We start from the raw sequence: 14,045 nt of genomic DNA, 5'->3' as shown, positions 1-14,045 counted from the left end.
CCAGGACCTCGCCCGCGTCGGCACGCACCGCGGCCTGCTCTAGACGGGCTGACTTGCCTGCCGGTGCTGTGGTTGCTGTTGCCAAAACAATCCCAATCCCTCTCGGACGCGCGCGACGTCCTCAGCGGTTCCCATGAGTTCGAAGCGATACAGGTACGGCACCCCGCATTTACGCGAGATGATGTCGCCCGCAGCGCAATAGGTATCACCGAAGTTCGTGTTCCCGGCCGCGATCACCCCGCGCAGCAGGGCGCGGTTGTGCGGGTCGTTGAGGAACTTGGCGACCTGCCGCGGTACGAGGTCCTTGTCGGACCGTTGTCCACCCATGACGTGCCGACCACCCCCGTAGGTGGGGGTGATCAGCACGTAGGGTTCGTCGACGCGCAGCGAATCAGCGGTGTGCAGTGGTAGCCGAGTGGCCGGGAGACCCAGCTTCTCGACGAAACGACGAGTGTTCTCCGAAGCGCTGGAGAAGTAGACCAGCCCGCCCGGAGTCGTCCGTTCGGGCACGGGAGCCTCCTTCCGGAGAAGTCCTAGGCTGCCGCGACGGCGAGCGACTTGATGCGGTCGGGGCGGAAGCCCGACCAGTGGTCCTCACCGGCGACGACGACCGGCGCCTGCAGGTATCCGAGCGCCATGACGTAGTCGCGCGCCTCGGCGTTCTCGGAGATGTCGATGATGTCGTACTCCACCCCGGCCTTGTCGAGCGCCTTGTAGGTGGCATTGCACTGGACGCAAGCGGGCTTGGTGTACACGGTGATGGTCATTAGAGTCCCTCTCTCCTATGCCTGATCCACAGCCTGTGATCCGTATGCAGTGCACGAACGGTGATGCTGCGCAAACTCCTGGATCTGGCGAAGAAAGCCCTGCTCGTAACCCCTTCCCTTGGGCCCGATCAGTGGTGGCTTCACACCGTCTTCCAGTACCGAAGACACTACACCTAGTGGCCGACAGATTGGAACAACACAAGGTGTTGCGAGTCGCACAGATGTAATTCCCACGCGGTAAGTCCCAGGACGCGCGATCGACACGCTGGGAAAACAGTGGCCCAGATCACGATTTCGCATCCCGGCGAGTCCTCAGCAAACCCTTCCGGACACGCAGCAGGGGCGCCGCATCCGCGATGGATGCGACGCCCCTGTCAGAGCCTGCGGACAGCTTACGCCGTGACGGCGACCGTGGCCGCCGCGGCCACCAGTTCGTGCACAACCGCGCCGAGCTGGGTCAGCGCCTCGGCATCCTCGGCCGGGTGGGTCGCGCCGAAGCGCTCGCCGATGCCGCCGAACTGCGCCACGGCCGCCTCCACGACGACGCCACCGGCCACGCCGACCGTCTTGACCGTGTCGCCGTGCGCCCAGGCGGCGGCGTTCGGGGAGATCGACGCGCTCACCACGGCGACCGGCTTGCCCTTGATGGCACCCGCGCCGTACGGGCGCGAGGCCCAGTCGATGGCGTTCTTGAGCACGGCGGGCAGGGTGCCGTTGTATTCGGGGGTCACCAGCAGGACCGCGTCCGCCGCGGCGACGGCCGCGCGCAGCGCCTCGGCCTGCGCGGGTACCTGGCCGGGCACGTCCAGGTCCTCGTTGTAGAACGGGATCTCGGCCAGGCCCTCGTAGATCGAGACCTCGGCACCCTCGGGCGCGGTGCGGGCGGCGGCTTCGGCCAGGCGGCGGTTGATCGAGCCCGCGCGCAGGCTTCCGACGAGAGTGAGGATGCGGGTCTCGCTCATGGCAACTCCTGGTGTACTCAGTAGTGGGGATGTTTCGCAGATTCATCCGACAATAACCGGACCAAGGTCCGATTACTTCCCGCGGAGGTCGTGTGAGCGGCGTGAGCTACGGCACACCGAGATCGGACGAGCCACCGTTGCTCCCGATCGGTCAGCTCCTGCCGGTCAGCGCGGAGCCGGTCGAGCGCGCCGACGCCGCCCGCAATCGCGCGCTGCTGCTCGACGCGGCCCAGCAGCTGGTGCGCGAGCACGGCGTCGACGGTCTCACGATGGACGCGCTGGCCAAACGCGCGGGCGTGGGCAAGGGCACCGTCTTCCGCCGCTTCGGCAACCGCACCGGCCTGATGCTGGCCCTGCTCGACCACTCCGAGCAGAAGTTCCAGGCCGCGTTCATGTTCGGCCCCGCCCCGCTCGGGCCCGACGGCGCCCCGGTCGATCGGCTGATCGCCTTCGGGCGCACCCGGCTGCTCGACATCGAGGTCGAAGGCGACCTGCACCGGGCCGCCGAGCAGGGCAGCGCCCGCTTCGGCACCGGTCCCTACGGCCTGCACAAGGCCCACGTCCTGTTGCTGTTACAGGCAGCCGGGGCGCGGGGCACCCTGCCGCTGGTCGCCGACAGCCTGCTGGCCACCCTGACCGCCGCTCTCGTCACCCATCAGATCGAGGTGCTCGGCTACACCAGGGATCAGATCGGCGACAACTGGGAATGGCTCGTTCGCCGGGTGGTTTCGCCTGCGGCCCACGTAGAGTGAGACGGCATGGGGACACTGCGTGAACAGATCATCACCGAATTGGGTGTGCTGCCCGAGATCGAGCCGAAGCAGGAGGTCCGCCGCCGCGTCGACTTCCTGAAGGACTATCTGCGCAGCACCCCGGCCAAGGGTTTCGTGCTCGGCATCAGCGGCGGCCAGGACAGCGCACTGGCCGGGCGGCTGTGCCAGCTGGCGGCCGAGGAGCTGCGGGCCGAGGGCTCCGAGGCCGAGTTCCTGGCCGTGCGCCTGCCCTACGGCGTGCAGGCCGACGAGCACGACGCGCAGATCGCCCTGAACTTCGTCGACCCCGATCGCTCGGTGGTGGTGAACATCCGCCCCGGCGCCGACGCGGTGGCCGCCGAGGTGGCGGGCGCGCTCGACCACGAGCGGCTGCGCGATTTCGTGCGCGGCAATATCAAGGCCCGCGAGCGGATGGTCGCCCAGTACGCGCTGGCCGGGCAGGAGAACATGCTGGTCGTGGGCACCGACCACGCCGCGGAGGCGGTCACCGGCTTCTTCACCAAGTTCGGCGACGGTGGTGTCGACGTGACCCCGCTGACCGGTCTCACCAAGCGCCAGGGCGCGGCGCTGCTGCAGGAACTCGGTGCGCCGTCGAGCATCTGGTCCAAGGTCCCCACCGCCGACCTCGAGGACGACCGCCCCGCGCTCCCCGACGAGGAGGCCCTCGGCCTGCGCTACAGCGAGCTCGACGACTACCTCGAGGGCAAGGACGTCACCCCCGAGGTGGCCGCCCGCGTGGAGTCGATCTTCACCAACACCCGGCACAAGCGCACCGTCCCGGTCACCCCCCTCGACACCTGGTGGCGCTGAGTCGTCAGCAGATGACGCCTTCCCCGGCCGCGGTGGCCCGCAGCAGGTCCCGGACCAGGTCGTAGTCCGGTTCCTTGCGGAAGCGCAGGCAGCCCTTGCCCATGTCCTGACCGGCCAGTCGGTCGGCGAAGGCGTCGCGGACGTCGGTGCGCAGCAGGTAGAACGAGATGTACTGCTTCTGGCTCGCGAAGGCGATCTCGCCGACGCCGTCGCGCTGGTAGGCGGGCATGCCGTAGGCCATGACCTCGGTGAAGCCGGGGAGCTCGGCCAGGCACAGTTCGCGCAGCCGGGTCAGGGGCGCGCGGCGCTCGGGCGGGAGCTCGGCGAGGTAGTTCGCGACGTCGGTGGCCCGGCTCTGGACCATGCTCAGCCGCCCGCGAACGGCGGCAGCACGTCGACCCGCTCGACCAGCATGGCCGAGGGGTCGCGGGTGAGTTCGTCGCCGATGAGGAAGGCGCACACGCCCACCAGCGTGTCGACCTCGGTGCCGTAGGTGGCGGCCAGCCGCGCGCGCAGATCGGCGACGGTGGCGCCCGCGGGCAGGTCGAGTGATTCGGTGTTCTTGCCGACCGCGTCGGCGATCGCGGCGAAGTAGCGGACCTCAACCACCGATGGCTCCCATCGTGCGTTCCGGGGGGACGAAGCCGGCGGCGTCGATACCGTGTCCGGCCCACTTCTGCCACATCGCGCCGCGCCACAGCTCGGCGACCTCGTCGTCGCTCGCGCCCGCCCGCAGCACCGTGCGCACGTCGAACTCCTGGTCGCTGAACAGGCATGAGCGCAGCATGCCGTCGGCGGTCAGGCGGGTGCGATCGCAGTTGTCGCAGAACTTGCGGGTGACGGTGGCGATGATGCCCACCGTCGCCGGGCCGCCGTCGACCAGCCACTTCTCGGCCGGGGCCGAGGGATCGGCGCGGGCGGTGGGGGTGAGGGTGAAGCGCTCGCCGAGCACCTCGAGCAGGTCGGCGGCGGTGACCATGTGGTCGCGGGCCCACTCGTGATCGGCGTCGAGCGGCATCTCCTCGATGAAGCGCAGCTCACCGCCCTCGGCCAGGCACCAGGCCAGCAGATCCGGCGCGCCCGCCAGGTTCTGTTTCATCAGCACCGCGTTCACCTTCACCGGGGCCAGCCCCGTGTCGCGGGCGGCGCGGATGCCGTTGAGCACCGATTCGAGGCGGTCGCGGCGGGTCAGGCGGGTGAAATCGAGGCGGTCGACGGTGTCGAGGGAGACATTGACCCGCGACAGTCCCGCCGCCGCGAGCGCGCGGACCCGGTGTTCGAGGCCGACGCCGTTGGTGGTCATGGCCAGCGGGGTGTCGGGCACGGCCGCGTGACACCCGGCGACGATGTCCTCGAGTTCGCGGCGCATCAGCGGCTCACCGCCGGTGAAGCGCACCTCGCGCACCCCGAGCTCGCGCACCGCCAGCGACACCAGGCGCACGATCTCCTCGGTGGTGAGCAGTTCCTGGCGCGGGATCGGCGGCAGGCCCTCCTCGGGCATGCAGTAGGTGCAGCGCAGCGAGCACTTCTCGGTGATGGACACGCGCAGGTCGCGGGCGACACGGCCGAAGCGGTCGACGAGGAAAGGCGTGTCGGGCCTGCCGTCGAGGGACGGCAGCTCCGTTCGCACAGCGGGAATCCCCATCTCGACCAACGTCATCTCTCTAGTATGACCCGTAAGGCCCAGCACAATCGGTGCGGCGGGCCGATTGGTCGCGAACTCGTCAGCTCACCGTCGGCTACCGGGCGTGGTGAGCCACGGAGCCGAACCCGCACGTCCGGCGGCGATTAGGCTGGGACCATGACTCCCCGGCCCGCTACCGCGTCGGCACGCAGCGTCGACGAGTACCGCGAGACGGTCGCCGCGCTGCTGGCCCCGCTCGCCGACCGCCCGGACGAGCAGATCCCGGTGCCCGGCGCGCTCGGGCGCGTGCTCGCCACCGATGTCGTCTCGCCGATCGACCTGCCGGTGTTCCGCAATTCCGCCATGGACGGGTACGCGGTGCGCGCCGCCGATGTGGCCGTCACGCCGGTGCAGCTGCCGGTGGCCGGGGTGATCGCGGCGGGCCGGGCCGGTGCGGAGCTGCCCGCCGGATCGGCGATGAAGGTGATGACCGGTGCGCCGATGCCGCCCGGCGCCGACTGTGTGGTCCCGGTGGAGGACGTGCAGGCCGGGGCGGACCGCATCGTGGTCGAGCGTGGCCGCGGCCGCGGCGAGTTCGTGCGCGAGGCGGGCACCGATGTGCGGACGGGTGCGCTGGTGGCGCGGGCGGGCACGGTGCTGGCACCGCGGCACATCGCCGCGCTGGCGGCCGTCGGGCTGGCCACGGTCCCGGTGCGGAGCAGGCCGCGCGCGGTGTGCCTGACCACCGGCGACGAATTACGTCCGGCGGGCAGCGAGCTCGCCCCGGGCCAGATCTACAACTCGAACGGGATCGCGCTGGCCGCGGCGCTGCAGGCCGACGGTGTCGAGGTGATCGATATCGCGCACAGCACCGACGATGCGACCCGCTTCACCGCCGCCCTGCGCGCCGCCACCGCGAGCGCCGATGTGGTCTTCACCTCCGGTGGCGTGTCCAAGGGCGATTTCGAGGTGGTCAAGGATGTGCTCGCCCCGATGGGCGGGGTGTTCGGTTCGGTGGCCGTGCAGCCGGGTGGACCGCAGGGCTACACCGTGGTCGACGGCGTCCCGGTGCTCAGTTTCCCGGGCAATCCGGTGAGCACGATGGTGTCCTACGCCGTCTTCGCGCGTCCCGCCCTCCGCGCGCTGGGCGGGCTGCCCCCGGCCCTCACCGCCGAGACCACGCTGCTCACCCCGCTGCGTTCCCCCGCCGGGCGCCGCCAGTTCCTGCGCGGGCTGCGCACCGAGGACGGTGTCGAGGTGATCGGCGGTCCCGGCTCGCATCTCATCGCGGGCATGGCCTGGGCCGATGTGCTCGTCGACATCCCGGCCGAGGTCACCTCGCTGGCCGTGGGCGCCCCTGTGCGAATCTTGTCCCTATGAGCGAGTTGTCCCACGTCGACGGTGAAGGCCGCGCACGCATGGTGGATGTGAGCGGCAAGGCCGACACCACCCGGATCGCCGTCGCCGCAGGCGAATTGCAGACCACCGCGGAGGTGATCGCGCTGGTGCGAGCCGACGGGATGCCCAAGGCCGATGTGCTCTCCACCGCGCGGCTGGCCGGAATCGCCGGTGCCAAGAAGACTTCCGAGCTGATCCCGCTGTGCCATCAGCTGGCATTGTCGTCGGTGAAGGTGGAGTTCGGGTTCACCGACACCACCATCACAGTCGAGGCGACGGCCAAGACCACCGGGCCGACCGGGGTGGAGATGGAGGCGCTGACCGCGGTCGCCGTGGCGGGGCTGACGCTGCACGACATGGTGAAGGCGGTGGATCCGGCGGCGGTGCTGAACGGGGTGCGGCTGGTCACCAAAGAGGGTGGTAAGCACGGGCATTGGGTGCGGCCGGAGGATCGGCCGGGCTCGGTCGCGGCGCCCGGTACGCAGGCCACCGGCGAGCCCGCGCGGGGCGCCACGACGGGCTCCGCTGTGGCCGCGGGGGATGCCGCGGGCACGGATTCGGCGGCGGCCGCCGGGGCAGGCGGGGGCGCGACTGCAAGCATGGGCGGGACGAATGACGTTGACGCCGTAGCTGGTTCGCCGTCGGCGGTCGTGGTGGTCGCCTCCACCCGCACCGCCGCCGGGACGCGCACCGACACCACCGGACCCGTGCTCGCCGAATGGCTGACCGCGCAGGGATTCTCGGTGCGCGGGCCGCTGGTCTACGCCGATGCCGAGATCGCGACCGGACTGGCCGACGCGCTGCTCGGCGGGCCCGCGCTGGTGGTCACCACCGGTGGCACCGGCGCCTCCCCCACCGACGCGACCCCCGAGGCCACCCGCGCGGTGCTCGACCGGGAGCTGCCCGGTGTCGCCGATGCCATCCGGCAGCGCGGCACCGCGAAATTCCCGCTGGCGGCATTGAGCCGTGGCGTGGCGGGGCTGGCAGGACGTACCGTCGTAGTGAACCTGCCGGGCTCCCCCGGCGGCGTGAAAGACGGCATCGCCGTGCTGGAACCGTTGTTGGATCACCTGCTGGCGCAGGTGGCCGGAGGAGGCGACCATGAGTGAGCACGGCGTCGTCCGGCTGAGCGCGATCCGCGAGCTCGATCTGGATCCGGTAGAGGTCGAAAAGGCCGTCGACGGACCGGAATTCGGCGCGGTCGTGGTATTCACCGGCAAGGTGCGCAATCACGACGGCGGCCAGGCCGTCACCGCGCTCGAATACTCCGCGCATCCACAGGCGGCGCGCTTCCTGCGGGAGTTGTGCGCCGAAGTCGCTGCCGCCCACGGCCTTCCGGTGGCGGCCACCCACCGCATCGGGTCGCTGACCATCGGCGATCTGGCGATCGTCGTCGCCGTGGCGGCGCCGCATCGGGCCGAGGCGTTCACCGTGTGCCACGAACTGGTGGACCGGATCAAACACGAAGTGCCCATCTGGAAGCGGCAGCTGTTCGCCGACGGGCTCTCCGAATGGGTCAACGCCTGCGGTTAGTCCACGCTCGGGGTGTAGCGCCAGACGCCGAGCATCGCCTGCTCGTCGCAGCGGGCCGGGGGCTCGACGGCGGTGTCGCGCAGGCGTTTCAGTGCTTGCTCGGTGTCGAGTCCGGCGCCGATCAGCACCAGGTTGGACACGCGCTGTTCGCCGCGCGCCCACGGGCCCGGGGTGAAGACGATGTGCCTGCCCACCAGGTGCACCTCGAATTTGCGCCGCTCCCCCGCGACCGCGAAGGCCACGAATCCCTTGGCGCGGAACAGTCCTGGTGGCGGGTCCTCCAGGAAGCCGACCAGGGCGCGAGGGTCCAGGGGGTGCTCGCTGGTGAACGTCACCGTGACGTAGTCGTCGTGCAGGTGGCGGTGGCCGGGCTCGTCGTGGTCGTGGTCGTCGAGCAGCGCGTCGAAGCTCAGCTGCTGGCCGACCGTCGGCGTCTCCGGGGTGCGTTCGTCGAAGAGCAGGCCCGGGTCGACCCGGCCGTGCGTTGTCGCGTAGACCGGGACCTGCCCGACCCACTCGCTCAGCTGCCCACGCAACGCGGTCAGCGCCTGCTCCGGGACCCGGTCCGCCTTGTTCACCAGCACCAGATCCGCCAGGCGCAGATGCGAGACCAGCTCCGGGTGCCGTGCGCTGCTCTGCCCGAACTGCTCGGCGTCGACCACCTCGACCAGCCCGCCGTACCCGATCCGCGGATTCGGGTTCGCCACCACCATCCGGATCAGATTCCGCGGCTCGGCCAGCCCACTGGCCTCCACCACGATCACATCCACCGCGCTGCGCGGCTGCGCCAGCCGCGCGAACAGATCATCGAGCTCGGACACGTCCACCGCGCAACACACGCACCCGTTCCCCAGCGACACCATCGCGTCCACCTGCCCCGCCACCAGCATCGCGTCGATGTTCACCGCCCCGAAGTCATTCACCACCACCCCGATGCGCGTCCCCCGATTGTTGCGCAACAGATGATTGAGCAGGGTCGTCTTCCCCGACCCGAGAAAGCCCGCGACCACGACGACAGGAATCACGCCGACCATGGTGCCATTTCCGGCACGCCCCGCGGCGCCCACTCCTGGCTCGGCTGGTCGATGCGGTCAGGGGTGCGGCGGGTCTCGGATCCGGAAACGACCGAGCCGACGGACGTCATGGTGACGGCCGCCGGATCGGGTCCGGTGACTACTTGGTGGGGCCGAAGATCACGCCTGCGAGGGTGTAGGCGAGGTTGATGAGTTGGCTGGTCGCGGCGCTGTTGTCCATGCCGAGGGCCTGGGCCATGGGCATGAGCAGGTTCATGATCGTGAGGACCGGGCCGCCGACGGCGCTGCTCAGGGAGCTGAGGTCCGAGGTGGATTCTTCGGGTGTCACCTGGGACTTCGGGGTGGTGCCGCGTTCGCGCGGGGTGGGTGCCGGGGCGGCGGGGGCTCCTGGGGGTGCGGTGCGGACGGGGGCGACGGGGACCGGGGCGGGATCGTTGATCGGTGCGCGGGCCGGGGTCGGCCTCGGGGGGACCATCGGCGTGGAGTTGTCCGGGGTGGCGCCTGTCGCGCGTGAGGTCGTCGGGGTGGGAGACGAGCTCGGCGGGGCGGACGGGACCGCGGTGGTGGTTCGCGCGGCGCCGGTACTGGGTGTCGAATCCGGTCCGGTGGAAGGCACCGTGTCGGGTGTGGGAACCGATCCCGGGCCCGGGATCGGGGCCGACCCGGGAGCCGGAACCGAATCCCCGCCGGGGACCGCCGGTGGTACAGCCGGACCGGCGCCGGGCGCCGGGACGAGTCCGAGCCCCTGGTCCGCCGTGCCCGGTGCCGGGATCGCATTGGGTGCGGCGGACGGGACGGCGGTCGTCGTCCGCGCCGCGCCCTGCCCCGGGGCGGTGGAGGGACTCAGACCCGGCGTGGGGACTGCGTTCGCGCCGGGGACCGGGAGCGGACCCGTGCCGGGAGCGGAGTCGGGGGTCGGCAGGGTGTCGGTGCCCGGGGTGGGGATCTGGTCGGTGCCGGGGTCCGCGAGGGTGGAGCCCGGGGTCGGGGTGGGATCGGCGCCCGGGATCGCGTTTTCCACGCCTTCGGGGGCGGTGTTCTCGCCGCGTTCGGGGGCTGCCGGGGGCTGGGGGTCGGCTGGGATGGTCAGGCCGCCGCTGGAACCGGTGGGAGGCTTGGGGGCAACCTGGTCGGTGGTGAGGGGGTCGGGCTTCTTGTCGCCGGGGACCGTGAGGTGGCCGCTGGAGCCGGTGGGGGGCTTCGGGGGGTCGGCGACCGGGTGGCGGACGGGGGCGAACAGGCTGATCGGGGACGCGGCGGGGGCCGGGGAGACTTCCTCGGTGGGCTGTTCGGGGGCGGGGGGCTCGGCGGGGGCCGGACCGTCTGCCGGGGCGGGGGCCGCGGGGGCGGGCGCCGAAGCGTCGGCAGGAGCGGGAGGCTCGGCGGAGACGGCACCGTCTGCCTGGGCCGGGTCCGCGGGGGCGGGCGCCTGGTCCGCCGGTCCCTGGTCCGCCGGGGCGGGCGTGGGTTCACCGGCGGGGTTCGGGCCGGTGGTGTCGGCGCCGAGCGGGGCGGCGGGGTCCGGCTCGGGGGTACCGGCGGGGTCCGGCGACGGTGCCGGAGCGGAGTTCGCGGGCGCCCCCTCCGGGCCGGGGGCCTCGTCGGTGCCGGTCGCGGGCGGCGCGTCGGGGCTCACGCCCTCGGCGGGGGTGCCCGACGGGTTGCCCGCGGGGGGAGCCGACGGATCGGTTCCGTCGGCGGGAGCGGAGCCCTGGTCGGTGGCCGTTCCGTCCGGATGCTCACCCGGCGCGGTGGACCCCTCGGCCTCCGCGCCCGTGGTCTGATCCGTCGCGTCCACCGGCGTCGTCCCGGCGACGGGCGCGTTCATCAGGAACCCGACCACGCCGGTGGCGATGGCCAGCGCGTGCTTGAGCTGTCCTTCGCGCGATTCCAGCAGCGCCGCGTCCTCGGCATTGGCGCCGTTGCCCATCTCGACGAAGACCAGCGGCACCTGGGTCAGCGCCGGACCGGCGATATCGGCCCTGGTCTGCAAGCCGTCCTGGACTCCCGCGTAGGTGGCGGCGGGGAAACCGGCGGCGCGGTAGGCGTCGCGCACGGAGGACGATGCCGCCCGGCCCGCGCCTGCTTGCGCGTGGTCGGCGACGGTGTCGGGGATCGGCAGTTCCGGCACGATCAGGTGGAAGCCGCGCTGGTCGGCGGGTGCGCTGTCGGCGTGGATGCTCACCGCGACCTGCGCGCCGGACTCGTTCGCGGCGCGGGCCCGGTCGTCGACACAACCGCCCCAGCCGGAGTCGTCGTCGCGGCTGAGCACCACATCGGCGCCGAGTGCCTGCAGCGACGCCTTGACCAGCTGCGCGACCTCCCAGTTGATGGTGTGCTCGGGGATGCCGTGCAGCGAGGTCATGCCGGTGGTCTGGCAGTCCTTGGTACCGCCGCGGCCGTTGTCGACCTGGCGGCTCAGATTCTCCGCGTGCTCCGGCCCTTGATGACCGGGGTCGAGGAAGATCGTCTTCCCGACCAGCCTGTCGCTGGCCTGCCCGGGCGGCGCCGCGTGGGCGGTCACGGGCATCAGCCCGGACAGCGACACCACGACCGCGGCGGAGACGGCGGAGCAGAGACCGGCATTGATGATGTTTGGTTGCATATGTTCGGTCGGCGCCCCGGGACCGGAGCACCCCTCCCTTCCCATTGGTAACACCAAACCCACTGGTTCACTCTTGCAACGCGAGTAACCACAGAGCAAGCACCGTTACCGAAATGCAACAGCCGAAAAGAAGGTATAACCGCTGGTCAGGCGCCCAGATGCGAAGAAGGCGAAGCCGGTCAGGCAACGTCCGGCAACTGCCGCAGCGCGCGCAGCGCGTAATGCACGCGGGTCTTCACCGTGCCCACGGGGATGCCGAAATCCGCTGCCACTTCCCGGTATCCGCGATCGCGCAGGATCACCTCGACCACGGCCGCCCGCTGCGCTTCCGGCAGCAGGGCGAGCAGCTGGTCGACGAGCAGGCCGTCGACCAGCCCGTCGGCGAAATCCGGTCCGCCGCAGGCGGGCAGCTCGGTGATGTCGTCCCAGCCCACGTCGCCCGGGCGCGCGGCCCTGGCCCGCACGATATCGATGAGGACATGCCGCTCGATCACCGAAAGCCAGGTCCGCACAGTCCCTTTGCGCTCGTCGAAGCGCGCGCACGAGCGCCAGGCCCGCAGCAGCGTCTCCTGCACCGCGTGTTCGGCCAGACCGCGATCGCCGAGGCTGCGCATCGCGCGCCAGTGCAGCAGGCCGCGGTCGGCGGCCAGCACGGCCGCCAGCCCGTCTTTGGTGCACAGTCGCGCGCAGTGCGCGCCGCAGGGTGTGTCGGTCATATCGATGTATCGCCGCGGCGACCCTCGATGACAACGCACCGCCTTAAGCCGGTCTTCAGAATCCTGCTGGGCCCGCGCGCGACACTTTTCTCGCGAGCCCGGCCGGGCCTGCTCCAGGAGGGGGGAGCAGGGCCGCCGGGCTCGCTCTTTTTCCCGGCTTCCCCGATTCCCCACCCACGGCGGCGTCCCGGCGACGACAATCGCGGCGAGGAGCTGTTACGTGGACATCCATGCATTTCCGACCGACGCGCAGACGCCGGTCGACCGGGCCGAGGCCGCCCGCATCGCGGCCGATCACCTACCCGCCGACGCGCCGGACACCGAGCGCCGCATCATCGAATTCCCCGAGGGTTTCGCCGTCTTCGCGGTGGTGCGGACGAACGCGCCGCCGGATCCGCCGGTGCCGGTCGGCGGTTCGGTCTATGTGATCGACAAGCCGACCGGGGCAGTGTCGGCCTGGCCGACCTACCCCCCGGCGCTGATCGCCGCGCACTACGCGACGGCGCGGCTGATCGTCGCCGACGACCGGCCCGAACCGGACTGAGCGAACTCACCACAACGCCCCCGCACGGCCTAGGCTGGTACCGCCGGTGACCAGCCTCGATCGCCCGCGCGCGCCACCGTCGGCCACGAAGGAATTGCACACATAGCGATGCGTGCATACGATAGCCATCGATCGAACCGCGGCAGAAGGGGAAAGCGATGGGCGCAGGACACGGGCACGACCACGGGGTGTCGGTCGACAGCGATCGGCGCTGGCTGGCCGGCGCGCTGGCAGTGATCGTCACGTTCCTGATCGGTGAGGTGATCGTCGGCGTGATCGCCGATTCGCTCGCCCTGCTCTCGGACGCGGCGCACATGACCACCGACGCCGCATCGATCGTGCTGGCCCTGCTGGCGATCCGGCTGGCCAAGCGCCCGGCGGCGGGTCGGATGACCTGGGGCTGGAAGCGGGTGGAGATCCTCTCGGCCCAGGCCAACGGGCTGACCCTGCTGCTGCTGGCGCTGTGGCTGGGCTACGAGGCGATCCGCAGGCTGTTCGAGCCGCCGGAGGTGCACGGCACGCTGGTGCTGATCACCGCGCTGGTCGGCGTGGTGGTGAATGTGCTGGCGACCTGGATGATCAGCCGGGCCGACCGGACCAGCCTGAATGTCGAGGGCGCCTACCAGCACATCCTCAACGACCTGTTCGCCTTCATCGCGACGGCGGTGGCCGGTCTGGTCATCATTCTCACCGGGTGGGTGCAGGCCGACGTGGTGGCCAGCCTGATCGTGGTGGCGCTGATGATCAAGGCGGGCATCGGGCTGATCCGCGCGTCGAGCCGCATCTTCCTCGAGGCCGCGCCGGACTATCTCGACCCCGCGCGGGTGGGTCGCGACATGGCCGCACGCGAGGGTGTCACCGAGGTGCACGACCTGCACATCTGGGAGATCACCTCCGGCTCACCCGCCCTCTCGGCGCACGTGCTGGTGCAGCCGGGGCACGATTGCCACGCGGTGCGCGAGGATATCGCGCACATGCTCGACCACGAACACCACATCGGGCACGTCACCCTGCAGGTCGACCACGCCAATCCCAGCGTGCTCGACATCGGCGCCGGGCGTCCCGACGAGGGCCACTGCGGCGAGTCGCACGGGCCGAAGCACGTGCCGAGCGGGAGCGGCACCCACTCGCATTCGCACTGACCCGCAGACGCGGGAAGGCCCCACACCTCGTCCGGGTGCGGGGCCTTCTCGTAGGTCACGCGGTCAGGGCGGACCTGGTCGTCACATCGACCTGGGGCTGGAATCAGCCGCCGAAGGAACCGGTCCACAGGGTGTTG

General features: G+C 71.1%; 16 protein-coding genes. 7 read left to right on the top strand and 9 right to left on the bottom strand.

Going from position 1 to position 14,045, the window contains the following annotated elements; translation table 11 throughout:
- Positions 1-39: 39 nt before the first annotated feature.
- The 3 genes from nrdI to WA675_RS01335 form a co-directional block, all read right to left on the bottom strand.
- Positions 40-510, bottom strand: a complete 471-nt coding sequence (nrdI, locus tag WA675_RS01345; protein ID WP_336081180.1) for a class Ib ribonucleoside-diphosphate reductase assembly flavoprotein NrdI — start codon at positions 508-510, stop codon at positions 40-42.
- Positions 511-533: 23 nt separating this feature from the next.
- On the bottom strand, positions 534-767 hold the full coding sequence (gene nrdH, locus WA675_RS01340; protein WP_336081178.1) for a glutaredoxin-like protein NrdH: 234 nt from the start codon (positions 765-767) through the stop codon (positions 534-536).
- Between the two features lie 392 nt (positions 768-1,159).
- Entirely contained in the window at positions 1,160-1,729 is a 570-nt protein-coding gene (locus tag WA675_RS01335) for an NAD(P)H-dependent oxidoreductase (RefSeq protein WP_336081177.1), read from the bottom strand.
- 137 nt (positions 1,730-1,866) lie between these two features.
- Between WA675_RS01335 and WA675_RS01330 the strand changes: the two genes are divergently transcribed.
- A complete protein-coding gene (locus WA675_RS01330) occupies positions 1,867-2,481 on the top strand; it encodes a TetR/AcrR family transcriptional regulator (protein ID WP_336081176.1) in 615 nt (204 codons plus the stop codon).
- 6 nt (positions 2,482-2,487) lie between these two features.
- Complete coding sequence (gene nadE / locus WA675_RS01325) at positions 2,488-3,312, top strand: ammonia-dependent NAD(+) synthetase (protein ID WP_336081175.1); 825 nt, start codon at positions 2,488-2,490, stop codon at positions 3,310-3,312.
- A gap of 4 nt (positions 3,313-3,316) precedes the next feature.
- Here nadE and WA675_RS01320 read toward each other — a convergent pair whose 3' ends face one another.
- The 3 genes from WA675_RS01320 to moaA are packed head-to-tail and all read right to left on the bottom strand — an operon-like array spanning position 3,317 to position 4,972.
- The gene (locus WA675_RS01320; RefSeq protein WP_336081174.1) at positions 3,317-3,676 is read right to left on the bottom strand and encodes an iron chaperone; all 360 of its coding nucleotides are present in this window, start codon (positions 3,674-3,676) and stop codon (positions 3,317-3,319) included.
- Between the two features lie 2 nt (positions 3,677-3,678).
- Positions 3,679-3,921, bottom strand: coding sequence for a MoaD/ThiS family protein (locus tag WA675_RS01315; protein WP_336081173.1), 243 nt, complete (start codon positions 3,919-3,921; stop codon positions 3,679-3,681).
- A complete protein-coding gene (moaA, locus tag WA675_RS01310) occupies positions 3,914-4,972 on the bottom strand; it encodes a GTP 3',8-cyclase MoaA (RefSeq protein ID WP_336081172.1) in 1,059 nt (352 codons plus the stop codon). Before moaA ends, WA675_RS01315 begins: the two co-directional genes overlap by 8 nt.
- A gap of 141 nt (positions 4,973-5,113) precedes the next feature.
- Between moaA and WA675_RS01305 the strand changes: the two genes are divergently transcribed.
- Genes WA675_RS01305 through WA675_RS01295 form a run of 3 tightly spaced genes read left to right on the top strand, consistent with a single transcriptional unit; the run spans position 5,114 to position 7,867 of the window.
- Positions 5,114-6,316: a molybdopterin molybdotransferase MoeA gene (locus tag WA675_RS01305; RefSeq protein ID WP_336081171.1), complete on the top strand. Its 1,203-nt coding sequence runs from the start codon at positions 5,114-5,116 to the stop codon at positions 6,314-6,316.
- Positions 6,313-7,443 carry a bifunctional molybdenum cofactor biosynthesis protein MoaC/MoaB gene (moaCB, locus tag WA675_RS01300; protein ID WP_336081170.1) on the top strand — a complete coding sequence of 377 codons (1,131 nt, stop codon included), beginning with the start codon at positions 6,313-6,315 and terminating at the stop codon, positions 7,441-7,443. The genes WA675_RS01305 and moaCB overlap by 4 nt, the downstream gene beginning before the upstream one ends.
- Complete coding sequence (locus WA675_RS01295) at positions 7,436-7,867, top strand: molybdenum cofactor biosynthesis protein MoaE (RefSeq protein WP_336081168.1); 432 nt, start codon at positions 7,436-7,438, stop codon at positions 7,865-7,867. The genes moaCB and WA675_RS01295 overlap by 8 nt, the downstream gene beginning before the upstream one ends.
- Here the strand turns inward: WA675_RS01295 and WA675_RS01290 are convergent.
- From WA675_RS01290 to WA675_RS01280, 3 genes are all read right to left on the bottom strand, one after another.
- Positions 7,864-8,901, bottom strand: a complete 1,038-nt coding sequence (locus WA675_RS01290) for a CobW family GTP-binding protein (RefSeq protein ID WP_336081166.1) — start codon at positions 8,899-8,901, stop codon at positions 7,864-7,866. The genes WA675_RS01295 and WA675_RS01290 overlap by 4 nt on opposite strands.
- 139 nt (positions 8,902-9,040) lie before the next feature.
- Positions 9,041-11,506: an N-acetylmuramoyl-L-alanine amidase gene (locus WA675_RS27365; RefSeq protein ID WP_442945529.1), complete on the bottom strand. Its 2,466-nt coding sequence runs from the start codon at positions 11,504-11,506 to the stop codon at positions 9,041-9,043.
- A 179-nt stretch (positions 11,507-11,685) separates the two neighbouring features.
- On the bottom strand, positions 11,686-12,222 hold the full coding sequence (locus tag WA675_RS01280) for a sigma-70 family RNA polymerase sigma factor (protein ID WP_336081164.1): 537 nt from the start codon (positions 12,220-12,222) through the stop codon (positions 11,686-11,688).
- Positions 12,223-12,442: 220 nt separating this feature from the next.
- Between WA675_RS01280 and WA675_RS01275 the strand changes: the two genes are divergently transcribed.
- Together WA675_RS01275 and WA675_RS01270 are read left to right on the top strand one after the other, a co-directional pair.
- The gene (locus WA675_RS01275) at positions 12,443-12,766 is read left to right on the top strand and encodes a hypothetical protein (protein ID WP_336081163.1); all 324 of its coding nucleotides are present in this window, start codon (positions 12,443-12,445) and stop codon (positions 12,764-12,766) included.
- Between the two features lie 158 nt (positions 12,767-12,924).
- Positions 12,925-13,908: a cation diffusion facilitator family transporter gene (locus WA675_RS01270; RefSeq protein ID WP_336081162.1), complete on the top strand. Its 984-nt coding sequence runs from the start codon at positions 12,925-12,927 to the stop codon at positions 13,906-13,908.
- The last annotated feature ends 137 nt before the right edge of the window (positions 13,909-14,045 follow it).

It is taken from the genome of Nocardia sp. SSK8, from assembly GCF_037034205.1.
Classification (GTDB): Bacteria; Actinomycetota; Actinomycetes; order Mycobacteriales; family Mycobacteriaceae; genus Nocardia.
Note: the sequence above shows the minus strand (reverse complement) of the source record. Positions and strands in the feature narration are given on the sequence as shown.

Excerpts from the sequence above, each read along its gene's own strand:
- WA675_RS01270 (WP_336081162.1), top strand. The coding sequence starts at position 12,925 with ATGGGCGCAGGACACGGGCACGACCACGGGGTGTCGGTCGACAGCGAT.
- WA675_RS01295 (WP_336081168.1), top strand. The coding sequence starts at position 7,436 with ATGAGTGAGCACGGCGTCGTCCGGCTGAGCGCGATCCGCGAGCTCGAT.
- WA675_RS01320 (WP_336081174.1), bottom strand. The coding sequence starts at position 3,676 with ATGGTCCAGAGCCGGGCCACCGACGTCGCGAACTACCTCGCCGAGCTC.
- WA675_RS01280 (WP_336081164.1), bottom strand. The coding sequence starts at position 12,222 with ATGACCGACACACCCTGCGGCGCGCACTGCGCGCGACTGTGCACCAAA.
- WA675_RS01335 (WP_336081177.1), bottom strand. The coding sequence starts at position 1,729 with ATGAGCGAGACCCGCATCCTCACTCTCGTCGGAAGCCTGCGCGCGGGC.
- WA675_RS27365 (WP_442945529.1), bottom strand. The coding sequence starts at position 11,506 with ATGCAACCAAACATCATCAATGCCGGTCTCTGCTCCGCCGTCTCCGCC.
- moaCB (WP_336081170.1), top strand. The coding sequence starts at position 6,313 with ATGAGCGAGTTGTCCCACGTCGACGGTGAAGGCCGCGCACGCATGGTG.
- WA675_RS01290 (WP_336081166.1), bottom strand. The coding sequence starts at position 8,901 with ATGGTCGGCGTGATTCCTGTCGTCGTGGTCGCGGGCTTTCTCGGGTCG.
- nadE (WP_336081175.1), top strand. The coding sequence starts at position 2,488 with ATGGGGACACTGCGTGAACAGATCATCACCGAATTGGGTGTGCTGCCC.
- moaA (WP_336081172.1), bottom strand. The coding sequence starts at position 4,972 with ATGACGTTGGTCGAGATGGGGATTCCCGCTGTGCGAACGGAGCTGCCG.
- WA675_RS01305 (WP_336081171.1), top strand. The coding sequence starts at position 5,114 with ATGACTCCCCGGCCCGCTACCGCGTCGGCACGCAGCGTCGACGAGTAC.
- nrdH (WP_336081178.1), bottom strand. The coding sequence starts at position 767 with ATGACCATCACCGTGTACACCAAGCCCGCTTGCGTCCAGTGCAATGCC.